The 26,666-nt window shown below is 72.0% G+C and carries 17 protein-coding genes and 1 tRNA gene; 5 read left to right on the forward strand and 13 right to left on the reverse strand.

What is annotated here, in order from left to right; translation table 11 throughout:
- Positions 1-81: 81 nt before the first annotated feature.
- From ACWFRU_RS27515 to ACWFRU_RS27525, 3 genes are all read left to right on the forward strand, one after another.
- Positions 82-888, forward strand: a complete 807-nt coding sequence (locus ACWFRU_RS27515; protein WP_453690819.1) for an ABC transporter ATP-binding protein — start codon at positions 82-84, stop codon at positions 886-888.
- The gene (locus ACWFRU_RS27520; protein WP_453690820.1) at positions 888-3,026 is read left to right on the forward strand and encodes an FtsX-like permease family protein; all 2,139 of its coding nucleotides are present in this window, start codon (positions 888-890) and stop codon (positions 3,024-3,026) included. The genes ACWFRU_RS27515 and ACWFRU_RS27520 overlap by 1 nt, the downstream gene beginning before the upstream one ends.
- 61 nt (positions 3,027-3,087) lie before the next feature.
- Positions 3,088-4,806, forward strand: coding sequence for a bifunctional 3'-5' exonuclease/DNA polymerase (locus ACWFRU_RS27525; RefSeq protein ID WP_453690821.1), 1,719 nt, complete (start codon positions 3,088-3,090; stop codon positions 4,804-4,806).
- Between the two features lie 33 nt (positions 4,807-4,839).
- Here ACWFRU_RS27525 and ACWFRU_RS27530 read toward each other — a convergent pair whose 3' ends face one another.
- The 4 genes from ACWFRU_RS27530 to ACWFRU_RS27545 form a co-directional block, all read right to left on the reverse strand.
- Complete coding sequence (locus ACWFRU_RS27530) at positions 4,840-8,121, reverse strand: BTAD domain-containing putative transcriptional regulator (RefSeq protein WP_453690822.1); 3,282 nt, start codon at positions 8,119-8,121, stop codon at positions 4,840-4,842.
- 371 nt (positions 8,122-8,492) lie between these two features.
- Complete coding sequence (locus ACWFRU_RS27535) at positions 8,493-10,775, reverse strand: ATP-binding protein (protein WP_453690823.1); 2,283 nt, start codon at positions 10,773-10,775, stop codon at positions 8,493-8,495.
- Entirely contained in the window at positions 10,765-11,556 is a 792-nt protein-coding gene (locus tag ACWFRU_RS27540) for a response regulator transcription factor (RefSeq protein WP_453690824.1), read from the reverse strand. Before ACWFRU_RS27540 ends, ACWFRU_RS27535 begins: the two co-directional genes overlap by 11 nt.
- Before the next feature lie 85 nt (positions 11,557-11,641).
- Positions 11,642-12,067: a hypothetical protein gene (locus tag ACWFRU_RS27545; RefSeq protein WP_453690825.1), complete on the reverse strand. Its 426-nt coding sequence runs from the start codon at positions 12,065-12,067 to the stop codon at positions 11,642-11,644.
- 273 nt (positions 12,068-12,340) lie between these two features.
- Between ACWFRU_RS27545 and ACWFRU_RS27550 the strand changes: the two genes are divergently transcribed.
- Positions 12,341-12,850, forward strand: a complete 510-nt coding sequence (locus tag ACWFRU_RS27550; RefSeq protein WP_453690826.1) for an FxLYD domain-containing protein — start codon at positions 12,341-12,343, stop codon at positions 12,848-12,850.
- 1 nt (position 12,851) lies between these two features.
- Here the strand turns inward: ACWFRU_RS27550 and ACWFRU_RS27555 are convergent, their stop codons facing one another.
- On the reverse strand, positions 12,852-13,445 hold the full coding sequence (locus ACWFRU_RS27555; RefSeq protein ID WP_453690827.1) for a TetR/AcrR family transcriptional regulator: 594 nt from the start codon (positions 13,443-13,445) through the stop codon (positions 12,852-12,854).
- 110 nt (positions 13,446-13,555) lie between these two features.
- Between ACWFRU_RS27555 and ACWFRU_RS27560 the strand changes: the two genes are divergently transcribed.
- Positions 13,556-14,116 (forward strand): LppU/SCO3897 family protein, encoded by a 561-nt coding sequence (locus ACWFRU_RS27560; protein WP_453690828.1) that lies wholly within the window; start codon positions 13,556-13,558, stop codon positions 14,114-14,116.
- Between the two features lie 92 nt (positions 14,117-14,208).
- Here the strand turns inward: ACWFRU_RS27560 and ACWFRU_RS27565 are convergent.
- The 8 genes from ACWFRU_RS27565 to ACWFRU_RS27600 all read right to left on the reverse strand — a co-directional run bounded on the left by ACWFRU_RS27565 (position 14,209) and on the right by ACWFRU_RS27600 (position 26,665).
- Positions 14,209-14,282 (reverse strand) — tRNA-Thr (locus tag ACWFRU_RS27565).
- A gap of 103 nt (positions 14,283-14,385) precedes the next feature.
- The gene (locus ACWFRU_RS27570) at positions 14,386-15,933 is read right to left on the reverse strand and encodes an alpha/beta hydrolase (protein WP_453690829.1); all 1,548 of its coding nucleotides are present in this window, start codon (positions 15,931-15,933) and stop codon (positions 14,386-14,388) included.
- A 95-nt stretch (positions 15,934-16,028) separates the two neighbouring features.
- Positions 16,029-17,234, reverse strand: coding sequence for a DNA polymerase III subunit delta' (locus ACWFRU_RS27575; protein WP_453690830.1), 1,206 nt, complete (start codon positions 17,232-17,234; stop codon positions 16,029-16,031).
- Positions 17,235-17,394: 160 nt separating this feature from the next.
- On the reverse strand, positions 17,395-20,619 hold the full coding sequence (gene tmk / locus ACWFRU_RS27580) for a dTMP kinase (RefSeq protein ID WP_453690831.1): 3,225 nt from the start codon (positions 20,617-20,619) through the stop codon (positions 17,395-17,397).
- A 110-nt stretch (positions 20,620-20,729) separates the two neighbouring features.
- Positions 20,730-23,570: a type I DNA topoisomerase gene (topA, locus tag ACWFRU_RS27585; RefSeq protein ID WP_453690832.1), complete on the reverse strand. Its 2,841-nt coding sequence runs from the start codon at positions 23,568-23,570 to the stop codon at positions 20,730-20,732.
- 295 nt (positions 23,571-23,865) lie between these two features.
- On the reverse strand, positions 23,866-24,063 hold the full coding sequence (locus tag ACWFRU_RS27590; RefSeq protein WP_453690833.1) for a hypothetical protein: 198 nt from the start codon (positions 24,061-24,063) through the stop codon (positions 23,866-23,868).
- Between the two features lie 314 nt (positions 24,064-24,377).
- Complete coding sequence (locus ACWFRU_RS27595; protein WP_453690834.1) at positions 24,378-25,910, reverse strand: DUF7059 domain-containing protein; 1,533 nt, start codon at positions 25,908-25,910, stop codon at positions 24,378-24,380.
- Between the two features lie 173 nt (positions 25,911-26,083).
- Positions 26,084-26,665, reverse strand: a complete 582-nt coding sequence (locus tag ACWFRU_RS27600; RefSeq protein ID WP_453690835.1) for a small secreted protein — start codon at positions 26,663-26,665, stop codon at positions 26,084-26,086.
- Between the last annotated feature and the right edge of the window lies 1 nt (position 26,666).

Here is a 26,666-nt window from a genome sequence, read left to right on the forward strand (position 1 = left end):
GTCAAGGGTATGGCTGGCCCTACCCCCAGGACGCCCCCCAGTGGTCGTGCCCGGAGGGGCCGCGGGCGATTGGGTTGGGGCATGACCTCAACTGCCGTACGGCTCACCGCCGTCCGCCGCCACTACCGTGACGTGACCGCCCTCGACGGCGTCGACCTCGCGATACGTACCGGTACCTTCACCGCGATCATGGGCCCTTCCGGCTCCGGCAAGTCGACGCTGCTGCAGTGCGCCGCGGGTCTTGACCGGCCGACGTCCGGGACGGTCGAGGTGGGCGGCACGGAGCTGACGGGGCTGAGCGAACGGCGGCTGACCCTGCTGCGCAGGGACCGTATCGGCTTCGTCTTCCAGTCCTTCAACCTCCTGCCGTCACTGACCGCCGCACAGAACGTCGCCCTGCCGCTGCGTCTCGCGGGCCGCAGACCCTCGCGCACGGAGGTGGGGGACGCCCTGGGCCGGGTGGGCCTCGCCGACCGCGCCCGGCATCGCCCGGGAGAGCTTTCGGGCGGACAGCAGCAGCGGGTGGCCCTGGCGCGGGCACTCGTCACCCGCCCCGCCGTCCTGTTCGGCGACGAGCCGACCGGCGCGCTCGACACGCAGACCAGCCGTGAAGTGCTGGCGCTGCTGCGGGAGTTGGTGGACAGGGAAGGCCAGACGACCGTGATGGTGACGCACGACCCCGTGGCGGCGTCGTACGCGGACCGGGTGGTGTTCCTGGTGGACGGGCAGGTGGCCGACGAGGCGCTCGCACCGGACGCGGGGGAAGTCGCCCGGCGGATGGCGGGGCTCGAGGCGACTGCGGGTGCGGGTGCGGGTGCGGGTGCGAGTGCGGGCGGCGGGCCGGCCCTCCGTGGACGCGCGGGTGCCGCGATCGTGGGTGGTCGGTGATGTTCTTCGCCTCCCTCCGCAGCCGATGGGTCGGCCTTCTGGGTGCGTTTGTCGCCGTCGCACTCGGCGTGGCGCTTGTCGCCGCGATGGGGCTCGGGCTTGCCTCGACGTTCAGCGCGCCGGAGCGGGAGCCGGTGCGTTTCGCCGGGTCTCCCGTGGTCGTCATGGGTCAGAACACCCTGACCGTGCCGGTGCGACGCGGCCCGGACGTCACCCACGTATCGAAGCCGCTCGCTCATCCACACCCTGTGGATATCGAACTGCTGCGCGACCTCCGACGCCTCGGGCCGGTACGTCTGGACGGGGCGAAAAGGGACGCGGTGGGGGTGGATGCCCCGGCAGGGAAGGTGCGGGACGTCGTCGGTGACCGGGCGCGCGTCCTGACCGGGGGCGAGCGGCGGCTCGCCGATCCGGGGCCGGGGCGGGACGCGGAGGCACTGGTGGCGGTGAACTCGTTCCTCGGGACGGCGGGCGGGGTGTCCGCGTTCGTGTCGGTTTTCGTCACGGCGTCCACCTTCTCCTTCGTCGTGGCGCTGCGGCGGCGGGAGTTCGGGCTGCTGCGGATGGCCGGAGCGACACCGGGACAGGTGCGCAGGACGGTGCTCGCGGAGGCGCTGGCGGTGGGGGTCGCGGCCTCCGGGACCGGGTGCGTGCTGGGAGCGTGGGGCGCGCCGGTGCTCGCCGAGGCCCTGGTGGACGCGGAGATCGCTCCCGAGTGGTTCGGGATCGGCGGGGCGGTCTGGCCGTACCATCTCGCCTTCTGGGCCGGGGTGTCGGTGGCCGTCTCCGGGGCGTGGATCGCGTCGCGGCGTGCGGGGCGCGTGGGTCCCGTGGAGGCGCTGCGGGACGCGTCCGTCGACACCGGGGTCATGCCGTGGAGCCGGCGCGTCGTGGGGGGCGCGCTGCTGGTGGCGGGGGTCGGGCTGCTGGGCTGGACGCTGTGGAGCGATCCGTCCGCGCTGATGAAGCGGAAGACGTACACGACCCAGCCGATGCTCCTGATCACCGCGTTCGCGGCGCTCACCCCTCTCCTCGTACGTCCCGTCCTGCGCGCCGTCCGCCTCCCCGGCGCGATCGGCCTCCTGGTCCGGGAGAACTCCGCGGCCTCCGTGCGCCGCACCGCGGCCGTCGCCGCGCCCGTCCTGGTGACGGTGGCGCTCGCGGGCTCGCTGCTCGGCTCGGCGGAGACGGCGGGCGCGGCGAGGGCGGCGGAGGCGCGGGAGCGGACCGGGGCCGAACTGGTCCTGACAGGGGAGGACTTGAGGGAGCCGGATTCGCTGCTGGGGAGGACCGAAGGGGTGGCGGTGGCCGCGTCGTCCGCTTCCACGGCCGTGTTCGTACGGGAGGAGGGCACGGCGCTCATCCGGTCGGAGGCGCGGGCCGTGAGCGACCCGGCCGCGTTCGCCTCGGTCTCGCGGCTTCCGGTGGTGGCGGGGGACGTACGCGACCTCGACGACCGCTCGATCGTCGTCAACGAGGAGTGGGAGCGGCGGCGGGTGGGCGAGCGGGTCGACGTCTGGCTCGGGGACGGCAGGCCCGCGCGGCTGCGGATCGTCGCGGTGCTCGCGCGAGGTACCGGGGACAACGGTGCGTACGTCACGTCCGCGAACGCGGGAGCCGGCGCGGCGGTGGACCGCGTCGACGTGCGGCTACGGGACGGGGCGGACCCGGCTGCGGTGGCGGGGGCGCTGCGGGAGCGGGGCGGGGGCGAGTTCCGGGTCCGCACGGCGGAGGAATGGCTGACGGACACACACCCCGCGACGAAGCCGCAGACACGGCTGGGGCTGCTGATGCTGCTGGGCATCGCGTTGGTCTACACGGCGATCTCCCTGGCGGGAACTTTGCTGATGGCGACCTCGGCGCGGGGCCCTGAACTGCGCTCGCTGCGGATGGCGGGGGCCACGCGGTCCCAGGTACGCCTGGTCGTCGCCGGCGAGTCCCTGCTGGCGGTGGCGTTGGGCACGACCCTGGGCCTGACGGTGACCCTCCTCAACCTGGGCACATTGCACGCGGGCCTCACCCGCCTGTCGGCACCGGCGGGGATGTCGGTGCCGTGGGAGATGGTGGGGACGGCGGCGGGGGTCTGCGCGGCGGTGGGAGTGGGGGCGGGGGTGCTGGGGGTGCGGGGGCAGCGGTGAGGGCCCTCCAACCCCACCGCCCTCCCCCGCATTGTCAGTGGCTGCTGACAGACTCGGGCGTATGAACGAAAGGTGGGCCATCGCCGCCACCGAGGCCGGTGGTGCCACGCTCGCCCCCCTCGGGGACGACGGCCTGCCCGCGGGGCCGGTGCGGCATGAGCGGGACCTTGTCGCGGCCGTCCGCGCCAGGCCCGACGTGAGCCGCTGGGTCTGGCGCTCCACCGCCGAGATCTATCCCGCGCTGCTCGCCGCGGGCGTCCGGGTGAACCGGTGTTACGACATCGAGGACGCCGAACTCCTCCTCCTCGGCCACGAGGGCCGCCTCGGCGAGCCCCGCTCGGCCGCTGCTGCCTGGGCCCGGCTGAACAACGCCCCCGTGCCGGCCGACCCTCCCCCCAGAGCGGCCTCCCCCGGCGCCCAGGACTCCCTCTTCGAGCCGTCCCCCGTCAGCACCCCGCTCCCCTTCGACGCCCTCCTGGAGGTGTATGCCGCGCAGCAGCGAAGACACGAGGCCGCCGAGCACCCCGGCAGGATGCGGCTGCTCACGGCGGCCGAGTCGGCCGGCCTGCTGGTGGCCGCCGAGATGAACGTGGCGGGCCTGCCCTGGCGCGCCGACGTCCACCACGCCCTCCTCACCGAACTCCTCGGCGAGCGCTATGCGGGCGGCGGCAGGAACGCGGGCGCGGCCGAACCACGCCGCCTCGCCGAGCTGGCCGACGAGATCTCCGCCGCCTTCGGCCGACGCGTACGCCCCGACCTGCCGAACGACGTCATCAAGGCCTTCGCGCAGGCCGGAATCAGGATCAAGTCCACCCGCCGCTGGGAGCTGGAGGAGATCGACCACCCGGCGGTGCGGCCCCTCGTCGAGTACAAGAAGCTGTACCGGATCTGGACGGCCCACGGCTGGAGCTGGCTCCAGGACTGGGTGCGCGACGGCCGCTTCCGGCCCGAGTACACCCCGGGCGGCACCGTCAGCGGACGCTGGACGACCAACGGGGGCGGCGCGCTGCAGATCCCGAAGATCATCCGGCGTGCGGTCGTCGCCGACCCCGGCTGGCGGCTGGTCGTCGCCGACGCCGACCAGATGGAACCGCGGGTCCTCGCCGCGATCTCCCGCGACCGGGGCCTGATGGAAGTGGCCGGAAGCCACGAGGACCTCTACACACGGCTGTCTGACCGCGCGTTCTCCGGCGACCGTGACCACGCCAAGATCGCCCTCCTTGGTGCCGTGTACGGACAGACGTCGGGGGACGGCCTGAAGAATCTGGCGGCCCTGCGCCGCAGATTCCCCGCCGCGGTCGCGTACGTCGACGATGCGGCGAAGGCGGGCGAGGAGGGCCGCCTCGTACGGACCTGGCTGGGCCGCACGAGCCCGCCCGCGGCCGGTGCGGGGGACTTCGACGAGGCTGGCATCCCGCAGGACGCCCCCGCCGAAGCCCCTTCCCAGGACGGCGAGTTCACCCCGGGGTACGCGTCGAGCAACACCCGCGCCCGCGGCCGCTTCACCCGTAACTTCGTCGTCCAGGGCAGCGCTGCCGACTGGGCCCTGCTGATGCTGGCCGCGCTGCGTCAGTCCATCGCCGCGGCCGGTCTCCGCGCCGAGCTGGTCTTCTTCCAGCACGACGAGGTCATCGTGCACTGCCCGCAGGAGGAGGCAGAGGCGGTCACGGCGGCGATCCGCGCGGCCGGGGACCTGGCGGGACGCATCACGTTCGGCGAGACACCGGTGCGTTTCCCGTTCACGGTCGCGGTGGTGGAGTGCTACGCGGACGCCAAGTAGCCCTAGGGCTAAGCGGGTTCTGGCGGGGCGGGTTCAGGCCGGCGGTGAGTCCGCCAGCAAGCTCTTCAGCTCCCCGACCACCTCACTGCTGTCCGTGCCGTGCAGCGCCGCCAGCGCCGACCTCCACTGCGCGTACGCCTCTTCCGTACGCCCCTCCGCGTACAGCAGCAGCCCCCACTGATGGCGGGCGAGTCCCGCCATGTGGGCGTCGGCCCGCTGTTCCGCGCGCTCCAGGAGACCGGCACACTCGCGCCCCGCGTCCTGCGTGCGGGACATCTCGCGCAGGGCGCGGACCATACCAAGGCGCACCTTGGACTCGTTGTGCCAGTCCTCGGCCTCGCCGTGAAGGCGCAGGCTCTCCTCGAAGTGCCCGAGCGCCACGCCCGGTTCACCGAGGACGAGGTGCGCCTTGCCCATGTCGCAGTGCAACTCCTGCCGCAGGCCCACGTGCCCGAGGGTCTCGCCGATCGCCAGGCTCCGCTCGTAGTAGGAGATCGCGGCGCGGGCGTCGGTGTGCTCGTAGACGTTGCCCAATGTACTGAGGGCGAACGCCTCGCTCAGCGGGTCGTCCACGGCCTTGGCGAGCTCCAGGCTGTGGCGCAGCGCCTCGGCCGACTCCTCGTAGCGGCCGAGCGCTTCGAGGAGGAGCCCGCGGTTGATGACACCGCGGTGGACGCACGACATGCGGTCGAGCGACCGCCACAGGTCGAGGGCCTCGTCGATCAGGTCGAGCGCCGTACCGCTGCGGCCCGACACGTAGCTGAGCCCCGCGAGGTCGGTCAGGGCCTGGGCCTCGGCCGCCGTGTCCTGCCTGCGGCGGGCCGCGGTCACCGAGAGGCGGTTCAGGAGGTCGGCCTCGGCGAGACGGCCACGGCGCTTGAGGTACGAGAAGAAGCAGCGGACCAGTACGGGCAGGAGGGAGGAATCGCGGCCGTGCCGGTCAGCGAGGGCGATGACGTTGGCGAGCTCGGTGTCGCCCCAGGCGAAGGCGTCATCGGTGGACATCGGCGGCACGGCCGGTACGGGGCGGCCGTCAGCGGTGTGCCGGGGCAGCAGCCGTTCGGGCAGCTCCCCGAGCCGGTCGTCGCGGTCGAGCCCCTCCGGCATGATCGCGAGCAGGGTCTGCCGCGCCGACTCCGCGTACCACCGCAGGGCCATGTCCACGACGTCCGCGGCCCGCGCCTCGTCCTGGTGGGCCGCTTCCCGCGCGAAATCGCGTACGAGGTCGTGCGGGGCATAGCGGCCGTAGGCCGTCTCGTCGAGGAGCGCGACGTCGACGAGCCGGTCGAGTGCGGCCCCCGCGCGCCACTCCTCCACGCCCAACAGGCGTGCCACGAGCGGGACTCCGTACGCCGGGAGGTCGAGCGCGCCGATCGCGGCGAGTGCGGCGGCAGCGTCCCGGTCGGACTCGCGCTCCGACGTGCGCAGCGCGTCCAGGGCCACGGCCAGCGAGCGGCGGACGCTCAGGTCGTCATGCTCCAGGTGGTGCAGCCGTCCGCCGCTGACGGTGAGGAGTTCGGCGAGGGCGTCGGGGGTGAGCGCGCGGCGGGCGGCGAGCCGGGCCGCGATGATCCGCAGGGCCAGCGGCAGCCGGCCCGCGAGTTCGACCAGGGGGTGCCCCTCGTCGAGCCCCGCGCGCCCGGAGACCGCCCGCAGCAGGGCGACGCTGTCCCCCTCGGAGAGCGGGTCCAACGGGAAACGACCCGCTCCGTCGAGCGCGGTGAGCGGCGAACGGCTGGTGACGATGACCGCGCAACCGGGTCCCGCGGGCAGCAGCGGCCGCACCTGCGCGGCGGTCGCGGCGTCGTCGAGGACCACCAGGGTGCGGGTGGGGGCGAGCAGCGAACGGAGCAACGCGGCTGCCGCGTCCGGGTGTTCGGGGCTGTGACTCGCGTCGACCCCGAGGTCCCGGAGCAGGGCGGCGAGGGCCTGGATCGGCGTGAGGGGCGTCATGCCGGGAGTGGCCCCGCGCAGATTGATGTAGAGCTGCCCATCGGGAAAGTGCGCCCGCAGCCGGTGCGCCACGTGGAGGGCGAGAGCGCTTTTCCCTACTCCGGCCATGCCGGAGAGGACGGCTACGGGCGGAGTGGTGGGGGTGGGAGTGGTGGGTGTGAGCGTGGTGGGGGTGGGTGAGTTGCCGTGGTTGCTGTCGCTGCCGCTGCTGCTGCCGTCGTTCAGGCCGGCGAGCAGCTGCGCCAAGGCACGTACGACGTCCTCGCGGCCGGTGAAGTGCGGTGGTGCTAGCGGGAGTTGCGCGGGACGTGTGTGAGGGGAGGTACGGGGGGTGGAGGTGGGGGCGGCGTTGACGGGGGCGGGAGTGGGAGCAGGAGTGCGGGTGGCGTCGGCTGAGGCGGCATCGGAGGCGTGGAGGGCATCGGCGGGGCTGGCGTAGGACGCGAATGAGGACGCGGGTGAGGAAACGAGCGCGGCCTCAGCCGAGGCTGCCGTGACCGCCGTGACCGCCGGGGCACCCGAGGAGCCCACCTCGCTCACGGTGCCGGCACCAGCACCACCAGCACCACCGGCACCCGCACTAGTGCCGGAACCACCGACACCCGCAGACCCCTGCAACACCTCACGGTGCGCGTCCCGTACCGAGGCGCCGGGCTCCACGCCCAGTTCCTCCACCAGCCTGCGCCGCAGCTCGCGGTGGACGGCCAGGGCTTCCGCCTGGCGGCCCGTACGGTGCAGTACCAGCATCAGCTGCCGGTGGAAGGCCTCCCGCAGCGGATGCTCGGCGACCAGCTCGGCGAGCTCCGGCACGAGCCCCCCGCCTCCGCCGCCGGACGCGAGCTCCGCGTCGTACCGCAGTTCGAGGGCGAGCAGCCGCGCCTCCTCGAGGCGCGGTACGAGCGCGTGCCCCGCCGCATCCGCGGGCACCCCGCCCAGCGGAGTACCGCGCCACAGCCCGAGCGCACCGGACGCGGCCTCCGCGCAGCCGTCCCAGTCACGTTCCGCGTGCGCGGCCCGCGCCCGTGCGACCAGCTGCTCGAAGACCCGTACGTCCAACTCCCCGTCGGCCACCCGCAGCCGGTACCCCGGGGGCACCGCCCGCAGCCGGCCCGGGTCGTCCAGGAGCCGGCGCAGCCGCGTCACGTGGTTCTGCAGCGAGGCGTGTGCGGACGCGGGCGGGGCGCCGCCCCACAGCGCGTCCTTGAGGGCGTCGACGGACACCACGCGGCCCGGTTCGAGCAGCAGCGCGGCCAGCAAGGCGCGGCCCTTGGCGCTCTGCACCGGCTGTGGCTCGCCCTTGGCGTCGTACACGGCAGGCGCGCCCAGGAGCCCGAACCGCAAGCCGTCGCACCGTACGTCCACGCCATCTCCCGCCAACCGTTGGCCACATGTTAGCGATCGGTTGGCGGACCCTGATGGGATCAGAACATCGGGCCCGGCCCCGCCGGTACTCGCGCGCAACGCGTAACTCGGGGGAGTGTCACCGTTGCGGCCGGGCCCGCTCAGGTTCTGCGAGGCGCTCTTAACTTCCTGACGGGGTGGGGGAGTTAAGGGGCCCGCGGAACGAGAGCGGCCGCGCCTGCGTCACCGGCCCCACGCGGGACGTACGGACGCACAGACTTCGGCCTCTCGCTCCGGCGGCCGGATACCGGCACCAGTTGCTCACGGATCGCCCACCATTCGCTCACGTGGGGCCATCGGCAGCACCTTCCGCGTACCCCCACGACCACTCGTCACCCCGCCGATTCCAACGGCACCGAGGGATCCGAGGACTCCGAGGGCTCCGACGCCTCCGACGGCACCCACACCGTGAACACCGCCCCCTCCCCCGGCGTGCTCCGCACCGTCACCGTCCCGCCGTGCCCCTCCACCAGCTGCCGGACGATCGCGAGGCCGAGCCCGCTGCCACCCGTGGACCGCGTGCGCGACTTGTCCGCGCGCCAGAAGCGGTCGAAGACGTGCGGGAGGTCGTCGGGGTCGATGCCGGTACCGGTGTCGGCGACCTCCACCACCACCGCGTCGGGCGTGGCGCGGCAGTCGATCGTGACGCTGCCGCCCTCCGGGGTGTGCCGGATCGCGTTCGAGACGAGGTTGCCGATGGCCTGCCGGAGCCGGAGCGGATCTGCGGTGAAACAGGGGTCGCCGGTCGTCGTCGCGCTCAGCCGTACGCCCGCCGCCTCGGCGCCCGCCTGGTGCGCCGCCGCGACCTGGTCGACGACGTCGGAGGCGTGCACGGGCTCGCGGTGCAGCCGGAGGGTACCGGCGTCGGCGGCGGCGAGATCCTGCAGGTCGTTGACGATGTGCTGGAGCAGCACGGCCTCTTCGAGGAGCGAGGAGACCAGCTCCGGGTCGGTGGCGACGACGCCGTCCTCGGCCGCCTCCAGCCAGCCGCGGATGTTGGACAACGGCGTACGCAGCTCATGCGCGACGTCGCTCACCATCGCCTGACGCTGATCCTCCAGCGCCTTGCGGTGGTCCTCCAGGGCCTTGCGGTGGGCGGCCATGTCATTGAAGGCGTCGGCGAGTTGACGGATCTCCCCCGCCGAACCGGCCGAGCGCGCGTTGACAGGTTCGGCCGCCTCGCCCGTCTTCATCCGCTGCGTCGCGGTGGTCAGCGCCCGCAGCGGGCGGGTCAGCCGGCTCGCGGCGAACGCGGTGACGGCGACGGTCACGGCGAGGATGCCCGCGGAGAGGCCCGCGAGCCGGGTGGTGTTGGCCCGGGAGAGGCTGAACCCCGAGGTCTCGCCCGCGCGGGCCGCCGCGCTGCGGGAACCGTCGGCGGAGGTCACGAAGAGGAGCGCGGGCGCGGAGACGTACGGTCCGAGCTGCTCGCGGCGGGCGCTGCCCAGGCAGGCGGCGGCTTTGGCGTCGGCCACGCGGGTGCCGTCCATGGGATCAGCGGGGACGGCAGGTCCGCTGGGGGTGCTGCGGGCGGCGGGGCCGCCCGGCTGGGTGGGGGTGGCCTTGGGGGCGGCGGGGCCCTCCGGCTCGGTGGGGGTGGCCTTGCGGGCGGCGGGGCCGTCCGGCTCTGCGGATGTGGCCTTGGGGGCGGCGGGGCCCTCCGGCTCGGTGGGGGTGGCCTTGGGGGCGGCGGGGCCCTCCGGCTCGGTGGGGGTGGCCTTGGGGGCGGGCGAGTAACTGTCCGCCGGGGTGGGGGTGGCGCGACTCTCCACCCGAAGCCCCGGCTCCCCACGCATGCCCGACTCGACGGGCGGACCCACCACACCGGGGGCGGGGGTCGCCCCTCCGCCCGACCGCCGCCAGGTGAGATCGAGCTCGACCGTGACGGGCGGCTGCGACCCGCGCCGCAGACACGCGTTGGTGAGCTCGTTGAGCCTCTTGAGGGCCTTGCTCTCCGTGCGGGTGGGGACGACGAGCCGCGTGTCGTTGCAGGTGAAGTCGAGAAAACGGTTCGGGTCGTTGGCGGCCTCGATGCGCGGACGCCCGCCGGGCCCCTGCACGGACCGGGCGACGACCCCGAAGTCGTGCATGCAGCCGACGACGTCGGAGGCCACCTTCGCCAGCTCGTCCCGCTCCCGCCCGGAGAGCCGGAAGGGACCGACCGCACGCGGATCGATGCGGTCGAGCCCCGCGCTGTCCTCGCCCCCGCCATCCTCGCCTGTGGTCAACGCCCCGTCGACGGCGAGCGGATCGACGACGGCCGAGGCCTTGGAGGGCAACTCGACACCGACGCGGCTCCCGTCGGCTCTCCGCGAGTCGGCGATGACGACGCGGTCCTGGGTGGTGAGGGTGATACGCCGCCCGGTCTGCCGGGCCAGCTCCCGCACGGTCTTCTCGGCGCCCTGCCACCCGGGCGCGGTCGCCGCGAGGCCGAGCAACTCGTCGTAGACACGCGCGTCGTCGGCGAGCACCTGCCCCTGCTCCTGCCGGATGGCGCCGGACGTGGTCTGCGCGGCGAGCCAGGCGGTGGCGGCGATCGACAGGACCGAGACGAGGACGGAAACCGCGAGCAGCCGAGGCAGCAGGCTCTTGCGGAACGGTATGTCACGCCCCACGACGCGCCGCCGCCCCGAGCGGCGCCCCGGGGGCCGCGGCGAAGGCCGCACCCGTGAGCTTGTAGCCGACACCGAAGACCGTCACGAGATGGCGCGGCCTACGCGGATCGACCTCGATCTTCTTGCGCAGATTCAGTACGTGTACGTCGACGGTGCGCACCGATATGTACCCCGACGATCCATGGATACGATCGAGCAGCTGGGGCCGCGTGAACACCCGCTCCGGCTCCGCCGCAAGCGCCGCGAGCAGCTCGAACTCCCCCGGGGTGCACTCGACGAGTCGCCCGTCGACGGTCACCTCGTGCCGCACCGGATCGACGGTGAGCCCACCGACACGCAGCACCCGCGGCACGGCTTCGCCGCCCTCGACGACGGGATGGTGCGTGCCCTGGGAACGCCGCAGCAGCGTACGGACGCGGGCCATCAGCTCGCGGGGGCTGTACGGCTTCGTCAGATAGTCGTCGGCACCGAGATCGAGACCGAGCAGCAGATCATCCTCGGTGGACCGAGCGGTAAGCATCAGAATCGGAATCCCGGGGGCGGGGCCGACCCCGCTCCCGTGCCCGCTCCCACCCCTCAGGACGCGGGTGACGCCGAGCCCGTCGACGCGCGGCATCATCACGTCGAGCACGAGCAGATCCGGCGGCCTGCGCCGCACCTCGTCGATCGCGGCGCGTCCGTCATGGACGACGGCGACCGTGTGGCCCTCGCGCTCCAGATAGCGGCGGACCAGCTCGGCCTGTTTCTCGTCATCCTCCGCGACCAGGACAAAAGCGCACATGGCGTCGAGCATAAGCGGGCCCGCACGGCCCCAACCGGAATCGGACAGCGGCCTGACAGGATCCACATAACTCCGGACCGGCCGCCTACGCCACGTGCTCGTCCTCGCCCTCGTCCTCGCCGTCGTGAGGCACGACCACGACCTGAAACTCATCCTCGTACACGACCCGCCCAGGATCCGAGGACCGCACCACCCGACACTCGACGCCGTGCGCGTCGAGAATCTCCAGGTAGCCGGGTACGCGCTCGATGAGATGGGTGGCGGTGACCTTGAACCAGGCGACGGCGCAGGGGTTCACTTCGGGGTCGTAGACGGTGGGGTCGACGGTCGAGGGGTCCGGATAGGCGCTGTCGTACCAATCGTTGTTGGTACGCCGAAACAGCTCTTGCTCGGCAGTCAACTTCCCCGCTTTGGCGAGGTTGTTGACCAGCCCGAACACCCCGGTGAAATGGCCCCGCTGATGGCGCGCGGGCGACTGAAACCGAACGTAGGACTCGACGTCATCAATCATCGCGGCATCCTCGCACTCCGCGACGCGGACGCAAGCACGATTTCCCCCTCCCACCGACCCGCCACCGTGCAACCGCTCCGCCGCCATCTCAACCGGACAGATATTTCCCACGCAGACGCAGGATTGGCCGGTTGGGGTGGGATTTTTCGGCGGGTGGGCGCGCGACGCACCCGACACCCCACACCGAGGTCACCGAGCCGGCGACGCCGCAGGCGCACCCATACGGCCCGCTCCACCTCGCGCCCACCCCCCACCACCCCGAAGGTGGTCCGCATGAACCGCACCAAGACCGCCCGCACCAAGCCCGCCCGCGCCCAAGCCACCCGCATCGCAACCACCGCAACCACCACAGCCCTCCTCACCCTCCTCGCCCTCTCCACCACCGCCTGCTCGGAGAGCGACGTGGACAAGGCCAAGGACAGGGCCGCCTCCGCCACGGCCAAGGCGGGCGAAGCCGTCTCGTCAGCGACGGAAGCCGCCGCCTCCAAGATGGCCGAGGTGAAGGACGGGGTGGACTCGAAGGGCGACGTAAAGGTCGAGGGCCCCACCAAGTCAGAGGGAGACAGAACAACAGCCGAGGTCACGGCCACCAACCCCAAGGACAAGAAGGCGGACTACACGATCTCCGTCAACTTCCGCGACAACGACGGCAATCTCCTCGACACGGCCGTCCTCAACATCACCGACGTAGAGCCCGGCAAGTCGAAGTCAGGCACGGCCCGCAGCAACCGCTCCCTCTCAGGCACCCCCAAGGCGGAAATCAGCAGAGCACTACGCCACTGACTCAAGGAACGATCGAGCGCCAGATCCTCTCCGGCAGGACCCGCGCGGCCTGGTCAAGATCCACGTCGTCGAAACCGGCGAGCCAACGACGGGCGGTGGCAACGACGGGCCCCAGGACCAGCCCCTCGAGCAGAGCCATGGGGATCGGGGCGACCTCACCCGAGTCGACGTGCTGCTGCATCCAGGCGGTCAGCGGCGACAGCCTGGCCTCCTGGGCGTCACGGATCTGCCGGGCCTGAGCCATCCCGAGCCGGTCGGCGTACGAGGAGTGCAGGAGACGGGCGGCCTCAGGGTTCTCCTGGATGAACTTCATGTAGGCCCGCACGAGGGCGCGGATACCGGTCCTGGCCGTACGGGACCGCTCCACGGAAGCAGCCATCTCGACGAGCAGCCGCCCGAGCCAGCGCTGCAACAGGGCGCTCATGAGCCCGTCGACGCTGCCGAAGTGGTGGTAGAGACTCCCGAGACTGACACCACTGGCCTTGGTGAGCGCACCGACGGTCACGCCTTGCTCGCCGGAGTCGGCAAACACCCGGAGCGCGGCATCCAGGAGTCGGTCGGCGGTCTCTTCGCCACGTTGTTGCTTGGGGCTCATGGTGGCCCAAGCCTAGAGCACCCACCCCCTAGGCCCAGCCAAGCCACTTCTAGAGCACTTTTCTAGAAAAACACTCCACCAACGCAGTCCACGGGCCCCATACTGACCCGGTGCCCGAACCCACGACGCCAGCACCACGACCAGCCCCCCGCCCGCGCAACTCCGGCCCCGGCTCCACGGCCCGCGGCTGCCTGACAGCACTGGGCGCCGTCGGCGCCGTGGTCGTTCTCATCCTGCTGCTGACCCAGGGGCAGGACGACAACACCGGCACCACCACCGACAACGCAGCCCCCACCCCCTCGACAAGCGGAACTCCCTACACCCCACCCACCAGCACAAGCACGCCCTCGTACACAAGCGCCCCCACCTCCCCCGCCACGGCCGCCCCCACGAGCCAGGCCCCCACCCCCTTCAGATCGGGCACCTGCCTCAACGGCACGCTGCCGGACTCCACGACGGCACAGGAGGTCAACGACGTGGAAGAGGTGTCATGCTCGGCGTCCGACGCCCACTACGAGGTGATCCAGACGATCCCCATGACATCGGAGATGAGCCGCTGCAACGAAAACCCCAGAACGCAGTACGCCTTCTCGTACCGCTACACCCTCAACGGCTCGACGATCAACGAGTACGTCTACTGCTTGATAGGCCTGGGCACCTACGCCCGCTGAGGCCGCCCCGCCCGGAATCCACGACGCCCCACCCGCAAAACGGCAAAGCAAAAGCCCCAGGTCACGGCGAGTGAGTCCTGGGGCTTCAGCGGAGCCGCCTTCGGGATTCGAACCCGAGACCTACGCATTACGAGTGCGTTGCTCTGGCCATCTGAGCTAAGGCGGCGCACGCGTCCCGCACCTATGGTGCGATCAGCAGCGACGCCAAGTCTACACAGTTTCCGGGGGTGCTCCGCACACCCCCGGCGGGCGGACCTCCTGGGCCCGCGTCAACCCTGTGAGCAGCGCTTTCCGTCGTCCGGGGCCTTGCCGTCCAGCAAGTAGGCGTTGATCGCCGAGTCCACGCACTTGCTGCCCCGGCCGTACGCCGTGTGGCCGTCGCCCTCGTAGGTGAGCAGCTTGCCGGAGGAGAGCTGGTCGGCCAGGGCCTCGGCCCAGCGGTAGGGGGTCGCCGGGTCGCGCGTGGTGCCGACCACGACGATCGGAGCCGCGCCTTCCGCCTTGATGCGGTGCGGCTCGCCCGTCGCCTTCACCGGCCAGTACGAGCAGTTCAGCGAGGCCCAGGCCAGGCCCTCGCCGAAGACCGGGGACGCCTTCTCGAAGTCCGGGAGCGACTTCTTCACGTCGGCGGGCGTCTTGAAGGCCGGGGGCAGGTCCAGGCAGTTCACGGCGGCGTTGGCGAACATGAGGTTCGCGTACGTTCCGTCGGCGTCGCGCTCGTAGTAGCTGTCGGAGAGCGAGAGAAGCGGCGCGCCGTCCTTTTCCTTCATCGCGGCGGACAGCGCCGTGCGCAGTTGCGGCCAGGCGCCCTCGTCGTACATCGCCGCGATCACGCCGGTCGTGGCGAGCGCCTCGCCGAGTTTGCGGCCGTCGGAGTCGCCCGCGGGGAGCGGCGCGCGGTCCAGTTCGTCGAAGAACGACTTGAGGCGCTTGCCCGCGTCCGTCGCGTCCTCCGTGCCCAGGGGGCAGTCCGACCGGCGCACGCACTCCTTCGCGAACGACGTGAACGCCGTCTCGAAGCCCGCCGTCTGGTCGCGGTTCATGCGGCGCGCCGGCAGGGACGGGTCCATCGCGCCGTCCAGGACGAGGCGGCCGACCCGGTCGGGGTAGAGCCCGGCGTACGTCGCTCCCAGGAACGTGCCGTACGAGGCGCCCACGTAACTCAGCTTCTCGTCGCCGAGGACCCCTCGCAGGATGTCCATGTCGCGGGCCGCCTCGACCGTGGAGACATGCGGCAGCACCTCGCCGGAGTTCTTCTCGCAGCCGGCCGCGAACTTCTTGAAGGAGTCCGACAGTTCGGCGGTTTCGCGCTCGTCGTCGGGGGTGACGTCGGTCTGCGTGTACGCGTCCATCTGCTTGCCGTCGAGGCAGGTGACGGGCTCGCTGCGGGCCACACCGCGCGGGTCGACGGCGGCCATGTCGTACCGCGCGCGGACCTCCTCGGGGTAGCCGAGGGCCGCGTACGACTGGAGGTAGCCGATCGCCGAGCCGCCGGGGCCGCCCGGGTTGACCAGCAGCGAGCCCAGGCGCTTGCCGGGGCCCGTGGCCTTCTTGCGGGAGACGGCGAGCTTGATCTGCGGGCCGTCCGGCTTCGCGTAGTCCAGCGGCGCCCGCATCGTGGAGCACTCGAAGCCGGGGGCGCCGCATTCGCGCCAGCTCAGCTTCTGGTCGTAGTACGGAGCCAGCTCCTGCGGGGTGGCACGGGGCAGCGCGGCCATGGACGCGTCCGCCGTCGAGCTCCCGGCCGAACAGCCGGAAATGAGCAGTCCGGCGGCCAGGAACACGGTCGCGGGGGTGCGGAGTCCTCTGATGCGCATCACGTGAGCCTAACGCTATGCGTTGACCGCGTTACGCAATGTGCTCGTACGGGTGACTGCGCCGACCGGGGTAGAACGAGGGGCAGCCCCTCGTTCTACCCCGCCCGCAGCGCCACCGTCATCGCCTCCACCGCCAGCAGCGGTGCCACATTGCGGTCCAGTGCGGTGCGGCAGGCGCTGATCGCCTCGATGCGGCGCAGGGTGGACTCGGGTGACGTGCCGCGCGCCAGGCGCTCCAGCATGTCGAGCACCTCCGTGTTGGCCAGGGCCACGCGCGAGCCGAGCTGCAGGGTGAGCACGTCGCGGTAGACACCGGTCAGTTCGATGAGCGCGAGGTCGAGGCTGTCCCGCTGGGTGCGGGTCCTGCGGCGCTTCTGGCGGTCCTCGAGTTCCTTCATGACGCCCGCCGTGCCGCGCGGCATCCGGCCGCCCTTCTCCGCCCCGAGCGCCGCCTTCAGGTCGTCGGTCTCCTTGACGTCGACTTCCTCGGCGACCTGCTTCGCGTCGTCGCCCGCCGTGTCGATCAGCTCCTGGGCGGCCTTGAGACAGCCGCCGATGTCCTGCACCCGCATGGGCAACTTGAGCACGGCGGCACGGCGCTCGCGGGCCCGCGGGTCGGTCGCGAGGCGGCGGGCGCGGCCGATGTGCCCCTGGGTGGCGCGCGCGGCGGCGGAGGCGACGTCCGGCTCGATGCCGTCACGCCGGACGAGTACGTCGGCGACGGCGTCCACCGGAGGCGTACGCAGCGTCAGGTGGCGGCAGCGGGAGCGGATGGTGGGCAGCACGTCCTCCAGCGAGGGCGCGCAGAGCAGCCATACGGTGCGGGGGGCGGGCTCTTCCACGGCCTTCAGCAGGACGTTGCCCGCGCCCTCGGTGAGGCGGTCGGCGTCCTCCAGGACGATGACCTGCCAGCGACCGCTGGCGGGCGAGAGCTGGGCCCGCCTGACCAGGTCGCGGGTCTCCTTGACGCCGATGGACAGCAGGTCCGTACGCACCACCTCGACGTCGGCGTGCGTGCCGACCAGACTCGTGTGGCATCCGTCGCAGAAGCCGCAGCCGGGGGCGCCGCCGAGCGCGCGGTCCGGGCTCGTGCACTGGAGCGCGGCCGCGAAGGCGCGGGCGGCGGTGGACCGCCCGGAGCCGGGCGGTCCGGTGAAGAGCCAGGCGTGCGTCATCTTCGACGCCTCGGGCCGCGGGGAGCCCGAGGCCACGGCGGTGACCAGTGTGTCGGCGTCACGGGCGGCGGCGCCGAGCTGCTCGCTCACCCGCTCCTGGCCCACCAGGTCGTCCCATACGGTCATCGGTCACCGCCTCCGCCCTGCACACCCTGCGTCGCGCCCCGCACGTCACGTCGCGCTGTCGAATTCATTGTGGAGCACGCCACTGACAACGCGGGTCGCGGCACTGACAACACGGTGACAGCGCCGCGACCACGCGGTCCGCTCGCCCGCCCGGCGAGGCTCAGCGCTTGTTCCGCCCCCGGCCGCCGCGACCACCACCGCGGCCACCGCCCCGGCCGTCCTCGTCCTCGTCCCGGTCCCCCAGCAACTCGTCCGCCAGGGTCGGCAGATCGTCCAGCGGAGTCTCCTCCGCCCAGTCCGAACGAGGCCGCTGGACGGGCTCCCCGTGCTCGTCGACCTGGGGCAGCTCACGGGTGCGGTCGTTGCCGCCCTCGGGCCGCTCGTCGCGGAAGTACCCCGGTGGCACCTTGTCCTCCCGTACGGAAGGCAGCACGGCCGTCTCGTCGGCGGCACCCGGCACGGGCGGCTGCGGCAGGACCTCGGTCTCCTCCGAGCCGCGGGTGTCCTGCACCTGCGGAAGCACCGCGGTCTCGTCGGCGGCACCCGGCGCGGACGCGGACGGCGCGGACGCACCGGGCTTCACGACGGGCGTGGGGATCGTCGTCTCGTTGTCCGGCACGGCATCCCGCACGGCATCCGAAGGGGCCGCGGCCTCGGACGCAGCGGGAGCCGCCTTCGAAACGGGACCCGCCTTGGGAGCCGGAGCAGAAGCCGGCTTCGGAGCCGGAGCAGAAGCCGGCTTCGGAGCCGGAGCCGCCTTGGGCGCCGGAGCCGCCGCGCTAGCCGCAGCCGCGGCAGCAGCCGCCGCCGAAGCCGCCGCGAGGCGTCGCGCCTCCTCGGCCCGCAGCAGTGCCTCTTCCGCCTTGCGCTGCTTCTCCACGCGGCGCGCCTCGGCCTCGGCCCGGAGCCGCGCCTCTTCCTCCGCCTCGCGGCGGCGTCGCGCCTCCTCCGCCGCCCGCACCTTCTCCTCGGCGAGCAGGCGGGCCTGCTCCTCCTCGGCCTTGCGCTTGGCCTCCTCGGCGCGCTGCCTGGCCTCCTCGGCCTGGCGCTCGGCCTCGCGGCGCTGCGCCTCCTCCAGCTCGCGGCGCTTGCGCTCCTCCTCCTCGGCGCGGAGCTTGGCGAGCTGCTCCTGGCGCTCGCGCTCGATCCGCTCCTCCTCGGCCTTGCGCGCGGCTTCTTCCTCGGCCTTGCGGCGCGCCTCTTCCTCGGCTGCCTTGCGGGCCTCTTCCTGTGCCTTCACCTCGGCCTCGGAGAGCGGCAGCATCAGGTCGAGCCGGTGCCGGGCGACGGTGGTGACCGCCTCCGGCTCCTGGGCGGCGTCGATCACCAGATAGCGCCCCGGGTCGGCGGCGGCGAGCGTCAGGAAACCGGACCGCACGCGCGCGTGGAACTCGGCGGGCTCCGACTCAAGTCGGTCGGGGGCCTCCGTGAACCGCTCGCGGGCGGCTTCCGGCGCCACGTCGAGCAGCACCGTCAGATGCGGCACGAGGCCGGCCGTCGCCCACCGCGAGATGCGGGCGATCTCGGTCGGGGACAGATCACGGCCCGCGCCCTGATAGGCCACGGACGAGTCGATGTAGCGGTCGGAGATGACCACCGCGCCCCGCTCAAGGGCGGGACGTACGACCGTGTCGACGTGCTCGGCGCGGTCGGCGGCGTACAGGAGCGCCTCGGCGCGGTGCGAGAGACCGGCCGACGACACGTCGAGCAGGATCGACCGCAGCCGCTTGCCGACCGGCGTGGCACCCGGCTCGCGCGTCACGACGACCTCATGGCCCTTGGCCCGGATCCACTCGGCGAGCGCCTCGGCCTGCGTGGACTTGCCCGCGCCGTCACCGCCCTCCAGGGCGATGAAGAAGCCCGTGGGGGCGATCCCCTGCACGGGGTCGTCGCCCCCGCGCAGCGCGTCCCGCAGGTCGTGACGCAGCGGCACGCCCTGCCGGTCGTCGATCTTGGCGAGGACCAGCGCGGCCACCGGCAGGAGCAGCGCGCCCACCAGCATCAGCGTGAAGGCGGCGCCTCCGTGGTCGAACACGAACTTTCCGTTGACGAAGCGGTGCGGCCCGATCGCCGCGGCGACCACGGGGGCGATGAGCGCGCCGAGCGCGACGAAGAGGCGTACGACCGCCTGGAGATGCTCCGTCGTGCGCGCCCTGCGGTAGTCCTCGACCTCCTGGTCGAGGAGCGCGTGCCCGGTGTGCGCGGCGACGCCCGCGGCCACTCCGGCGAGCGCGAGGAGCAGCAGCACGGTCGTCACGTCGGGCACGAGGCCCGCGGCGAGCAGCGCGACGCCGGTGAGGGCGATCGCGAGCGCGAGCAGCCTGCGGCGCGAGAGCGAGGGCAGCAGCGAGGGTGCCGTACGGATGCCGACGACGGTGCCGCCGGTCAGCGCGAGGACGACCAGGCCGTACGTGACGGGCCCGCCGTCCAGGTCCTTGGCGTGCAGCACGGCGACCGCGACGGAGGCCGCGACGGCCCCGGCGATCGCGGCGCAGGCGGCGACGAGCAGCGGGATCGCGCCGGTGCGGCCCCGGTCGGTGCCGCTGCCGGTGCGCGGCCTGCGCAGCCCTTCGAGCGGGCTACGCGCGCGTGGCGTCTGCGTGGCGGGAAGTTCGAGGACGACGACGATCGACAGCGAGGCCGCGAAGAGCCCGGCGGCGACGAACGAGGCGAGCCCCGCCTGGTGCGCCTCGAACCAGTCGAGCCCGGCGCCGAGGAGGTTCCCGATCAGCGTGACGGCGACGAGCGCGGCGGCCGCGATGGGCAGCGCCACGAAGCCCGTACGCAGCGACAGGCGCCGCAGTGCGTCCATGTGGTCCGGCAGCGGCCGCACCGTGGCGCCCTCCAGGGGCGGCGCGGGCAGCAGCGCGGGCGCCGCGCTCTCCCGGCAGACCGTCCAGAAGCGTTCGGCGACGCCGATCACGAAGGCGGTCACGAGCAGCATCGCGAGCGCGTTGTCCGGGGTCCAGTCGATCCACAGCGGCGCGACGATCAGCAGCGCGGCCCGCAGGCCGTCCGAGGCGACCATCGTCCAGCGCCGGTCGAGCGGCCCGTCCGGTGACGTGAGCGAGCTCAGCGGTCCCAGCAGAACCGCCCCGAAGAGCAGCGTCGCGAGAATGCGGGCCCCGAAGACGGCGGTGACCGCGAAGGCGACCCCGCGATACCCGCCCCCGAACGCCCCTTCGGCGATGGCCGCTTGCAGAGCGAGCACCACCAGGACAAGGAGGGCGAGGGCATCGCCGACACCGCCGACGAGCTGGGCGCTCCAGAGCCGCTTCAGTTGCGGCACGCGCAGCAAGGCGCGGACAGCACGCTCTCGGGAATCTGCGACCAGGGCGTCGTCGGGGGCCGGGTTTCCGACCGTTGGCTGCTCGGCACGCGTCATCCGTCCAGCCTATCCGGACGGTGTGACACTCCGAAGGGGCGCCCGAACAAACAGGCGCCCCTTCGGTTCACACATTCACATCGCCGTCACCAGGTGACGTACGCGGCTGCCTACTCGGCGTCGGACGCCTTCGCGGCCGAAGCAGCGGTCTTCTTGGCGGCCGCCGTCTTCGTAGTGGTCTTCTTCGCGGCCGTCGTCTTCTTGGCGGCCGTTTTCTTCGCAGCCGAAGCTGCCGTCTTCTTGGCGGCGGTCTTCTTGGCCGGGGCCTTCTTCGCCGCCTTCTTGGCGGTCTTCTTGGCCGGACCCTTCGCCCGCTTCTCGGCGAGCAGTTCGTAGCCCCGCTCGGCGGTGATGTCCTCGACGCTGTCGGCGGCCCGCAGGGTCGCGTTGGTCTCGCCGTCCGTGACGTACGCCCCGAAGCGGCCGTCCTTGACGACGACGGGCTTCCCGCTGACCGGGTCCTCGCCGAGCTCCTTGAGCGGCGGCTTGGCGGCGGCCCGCCCGCGCTGCTTGGGCTGGGCGTAGATCGCGAGGGCCTCTTCCAGCGTGATGCTGAAGAGCTGCTCCTCGGTCTCGATGGACCGCGAGTCCGTGCCCTTCTTCAGATACGGGCCGTAGCGGCCGTTCTGCGCGGTGATCTCCACGCCTTCGGCGTCCACCCCGACCACACGCGGCAGGGACATCAGCTTCAGGGCGTCCTCGAGCGTCACCGTGTCGAGCGACATGGACTTGAAGAGCGAGGCCGTCCGCGGCTTGACCGCGTTCTTGCCCGTCTTCGGAGTGCCCTCGGGGAGCACCTCGGTGACGTACGGGCCGTAGCGACCGTCCTTGGCGATGATCTCGTGGCCCGACGTGGGGTCGGTGCCGAGCGCGAAGTCACCGCTCGGCTTGGCGAGCAGCTCCTCGGCGTACGCGACGGTCAGCTCGTCCGGCGGCAGGTCGTCGGGCACGTCGGCGCGCTGGTGGCCCTCGGAGTCCTTCTCGCCGCGCTCGATGTACGGGCCGTAGCGGCCGACGCGCAGCAGGATGCCGTCGCCGACGGGGAAGGAGGAGATCTCCCGGGCGTCGATCGCGCCCAGGTCGGTCACCAGTTCCTTGAGCCCGCCGAGGTGGTCGCCGTCGCCGTTGCCCGCGCTGGAGGCGACACCGGAGTCGTCGCCCTCGCCGAAGTAGAACCGCTTCAGCCACGGCACGGCCTGCGCCTCGCCCCGCGCGATGCGGTCGAGGTCGTCCTCCATGCGTGCGGTGAAGTCGTAGTCGACGAGCCGCCCGAAGTGCTTCTCCAGGAGGTTGACCACGGCGAAGGACAAGAAGGACGGCACGAGGGCCGTGCCCTTCTTGAAGACGTAACCGCGGTCGAGGATCGTGCCGAGGATCGACGCGTACGTCGACGGGCGGCCGATCTCGCGCTCTTCGAGCTCCTTGACCAGCGAGGCCTCGGTGTAGCGGGCCGGCGGCTTCGTCGCGTGGCCGTCGACGGTGATCTCGTCGGCGGTCAGCGCGTCGCCCTCGTTGACCTGCGGGAGCCTGCGCTCACGGTCGTCGAGCTCGGCGTTCGGGTCGTCCGCGCCCTCTACGTAGGCCTTCATGAAGCCGTGGAAGGTGATGGTCTTGCCGGACGCGCTGAACTCGGCGTCGCGGCCGTCGGCGGCCGTGCCACCGATCTTCACCGTGACGGAGTTTCCGGTCGCGTCCTTCATCTGGGAGGCGACGGTCCGCTTCCAGATCAGTTCGTAGAGCCGGAACTGGTCGCCGGTCAGACCGGTCTCGGCGGGCGTGCGGAAACGATCACCCGAGGGGCGGATCGCCTCGTGCGCCTCCTGCGCGTTCTTGACCTTCCCGGCGTACGTACGGGGCTTGTCCGGCAGGTAGTCGCTGCCGTACAGCTGCGTGACCTGCGCGCGAGCGGCGGTGATCGCCGTGTCGGACAGCGTCGTGGAGTCCGTACGCATGTAGGTGATGAAGCCGTTCTCGTACAGCTTCTGGGCCACCTGCATCGTGGCCTTCGCGCCGAAGCCGAGCTTGCGGCTGGCCTCCTGCTGCATCGTCGTCGTACGGAACGGCGCGTACGGAGAGCGGCGGTAGGGCTTGGACTCGACGGAGCGGACCGCGAACCTGGTGTTCTCCAGGGCCGTGGCCAGCGCGCGGGCGTTGGTCTCGTCCAGGTGCAGGGTGTCGGACTTGAGCTGTCCGACCGAGTTGAAGTCGCGGCCCTGGGCGATGCGCTTGCCGTCGACCGTGGTGAGGCGCGCGACGAGCTGCGAGGGGTCGGAGGCGTCACCGGTGCGGCCGGTGCCGAAGGTGCCCGTCAGGTCCCAGTACTCGGCGGAGCGGAAGGCGATGCGCTCGCGCTCACGCTCGACGACGAGGCGGGTCGCCACGGACTGGACGCGGCCGGCCGACAGGCGCGGCATGACCTTCTTCCACAGGACCGGCGAGACCTCGTAGCCGTAGAGACGGTCGAGGATGCGGCGGGTCTCCTGGGCGTCGACCATGCGCTTGTTGAGCTCGCGCGGGTTGGCGACGGCGCCCTGGATCGCGGCCTTGGTGATCTCGTGGAAGACCATCCGCTTGACCGGGACCTTGGGCTTCAGGACCTCGAGGAGGTGCCACGCGATGGCTTCGCCCTCGCGGTCCTCATCGGTGGCGAGGAAGAGTTCGTCGGAGTCCTTCAGCAGGTCCTTGAGCTTCTTGACCTGCGCCTTCTTGTCGGCGTTGACGACATAGATGGGCTCGAAGTCGTTCTCGACGTCCACGCCGAGGCGGCGCACCTCGCCGGTGTACTTGTCGGGTACCTCCGCGGCGCCGTTGGGGAGGTCGCGGATGTGCCCGACGCTCGCCTCGACTACGTAGCCGGGGCCGAGGTAACCCTTGATCGTCTTCGCCTTGGCAGGCGACTCGACGATGACGAGTCGGCGGCCGCCCTTTGCGGTCTCGCTGGTCGGGGACAACTTCGCTCTTCTCTCCGGTCGGTACTCGGGGCCGTGCTGCGTGGCTTCGGGGCCATGCTGCGTGGCCTCGCTCGGTGCGCTTGAGTTGCGCTGACGCTGCGGAGTGTGACGGTACATCCCGCCCCCGTGTCAAACGGGAAAAGCCCGCAACGGCCACTCGAACGGTAACCCGACTACCGCCATTCCTGCCGCCCGGAGTGGCGACCTGCCCTTTGACCACCGGCTTCACCACCGGGTCGGCACCGGCGCCGGGCCTACGGCCCGTACGCGTCCCGCGGCCACCGGCCGCTTCCGGTCAGAGGCGAGTGAAACACCACAGTCCGAGCACCAGTGCGCCCGAGCCGGCGAGCGCGGCGAGTGTCGCCGATGCGACAGGGTTCACACCGTCGGCGACCGGCGCGCGGTGTGCCACGCGTGCCCCGGTCCACAGCAGCAGTCCCGCTCCGAACAGCGCGAACACCGTGCCCGCGAAGATCGCTGGTCCACTCTCCATGTCATTGCCTCCCCGTACCGAGTTCCCGGATCGGCAAACTGACACGCCCGGGAATCCGGGGCGCGAACCTCGGGTGAACGGAGGGCGCCCGGCCAGAAACACCGGCCGCCGCCCGGCCCGACTCGACCGGAACCGATCGCCGCGGGGCTGGTTCGTGCAGTCCACCTTCTCGATGTACGCCGGGCGGTCGCCGACGTCCATCCATCCCACCCACAACGCGGGATCCATCTCCGCGAAACGTACGAGACACGCCGTACGCGTACCGCCAACGGCCCGGCGGTCCCGCGCGTCGGCGGCAGGGGACGACAGGCCGCCTACAGGTCGACCGGCTCCAGGAAGCCCTGCTCGACGAGGAGCCGGATCTGCGCGGGCGTGCGGTCCCGCAGCAACACGGGGTCCTCGCCCACCAGTTGCGCGATGGCGTCGAGAATCCGCCCGGCGCTCAGCGTGCCGTCGCACACGCCGGCGAAGCCCGCGCCCACCGTGTCCACCTTGGTGGCCCGCCGCATCCCGCGGTGCTGGCGCAGCACGACGTGCTCGGGGTCCTCGGCGCCGGGCAGCCCGACCTGCTCCTGCACGACCTCGTCCGCGAGCTTGAAGTGCCCAGCGAGCAGCGCGGCGTCGTCGTGCGTCCGCAGGAAGTCCTGCCGCGCGAAGTGCTCCCGCACCGTCTCGCCCAGCGGCTGCTCGACGGGGTGCGGCCACTCCTCGACGGTCACGGACGGCTCGGCGGGCCCGGCCCCTGCCGCGGACTTGCGCAGCGTGATCCACCCGAACCCGACCGCGCGTGTCTTGCGGGCGTCGAACTCGTCGAGCCACGCGTCGTATCGCGCCGCGTACTCCTCGGGGTCCGTGCGATGGTCCCCGGCGTCGCGCAGCCACAGCTCGGCGTACTGCGTGACGTCCTGCACCTCACGCTGCACGATCCACGCGTCGCATCCGCGCGGCACCCATGACCGGAGCCGCTCGGTCCACTCCTCGCCTTCCACGTGCTGCCAGTTGGCGAGGAAGTGCGCATACCCCCCTTCGTTCAACCGCTCCCCTGCCTGCTGAACGAGCGACCGGCACAGATCGTCCCCGCCCATCCCGCCGTCGCGGTAGGTGAGCCGCGCTCCGGGCGAGATCACGAACGGCGGATTGGACACGATCAGGTCGTACGTCTCCTCGCCCACGGGTTCGAAGAGGGAGCCTTCGCGCAGGTCCGCCTCAGGAGCGCCGGACAGCGCCAGCGTGAGCCGCGTGATGTGCAGCGCACGGGGGTTGAGGTCGGTCGCCGTCACCCGCGTCGCGTGTTGCGCGGCGTGCAACGCCTGGATGCCGGAGCCGGTGCCGAGGTCAAGAGCGCTGGCCACAGGCGTACGCACGGTGAGTCCGGCGAGCGTCGTCGACGCCCCGCCGACTCCCAGGACGACGCCTTCGTCATGGCTGCCGATGCCACCGGCGCCGCCGACCGCGCACCCCAGGTCCGAGACGATGAACCAGTCCTCGCCGCCCGGCCCGCCGTAGGGCCGTACGTCCACCGTCGCCTTCAGCGCGCCCTCACCGTCCGCCGCCGACAGCCAACCGCTCTCCTGTAGAGGGCCGACCGGCAAAACGGCCGCCACGCGCGCGTGCGGCACCGAACGCTGCAGCAGGAAGAGCCGTACGAGCGTCTCCAGCGGGCCTTCGCCGCGGGTGGCCCGCAGTGCGGGCACGGTCTCGCTGCGGGCGAGCGCCGTGTAGGCGGGCGCCCCGAGCAGCTCCAGCAGCCCGTCAGCGGTGAAGTCGGCCTCCAGCAGGGCTTCCCGCAACTGGGCGGAGACGTCGGCACGATCGGACGAGGGCAGGGGGGCGCTAGCGATACTCACCCCCTCATTGTGACCCGCATTCGCTTGTATTTACCGCTGTGGGCAATCGTTCCGCAGGGCGGAACGGGTGGGCACAGCCCGAAGCTGCCGGGGCACGGGCAACGAGACGCTGCCCCGGCGCCGGGGGATCTTTCCCAAGGCTCCGGGGCAGCAGGCAAGAAGGGGGGCAACCCTTAGGCCGCCGAAGGCGTGGCGCTGGCCGACTTGCAGCTCTCCTGCTTGCTCATCGCCTTGCCCACCTCGCCCTCCTGCAACTTCTCCAGCGCCTCGTTGCCGCTCTTGCTCAGCTTGTCCAGCTCGCCCGCGACGCTCTTGAGTCCGTCCGCGAAGTCCGCCTGGTTCTTGGTGTCCAGGCCGTCGACCTTCTTCTTCAGGTCGCCGTACGACTTGGAGATGGCGTTCAGTTCCTTGACCGCGTCGTCGGTCTTCTTCTGGCCGCCGTCGACCGGCGGGGCGCCCGCGTCCTTCACCGCGGCGCCCATCGCCTTGTAGGCGTCGGACATGTCCTGGAACGCCTTGGAGTCGGTCTTCTGGACGTCCTCCGGCGAGCTGTTGTCCGAGGTCTCCTTCTGGATCGCGGCGTTGGCGGCGGCGATCTTCTTCGACTGCGGCTGAACCGAGTCACAGACGTCCTTGGCCCAGGAGTCCAGCTTCTCGTTGCCGTCGTCGCTGCAGCCCGACAGCGCCAGTACCAGTACCGCACCGCCGGACAGTGCGGCTGCAAGCTTCTTGTTCACCGGATTGGTCCCTTCCATG

The sequence above is a fragment of the Streptomyces sp. NPDC055099 genome, from assembly GCF_053607685.1.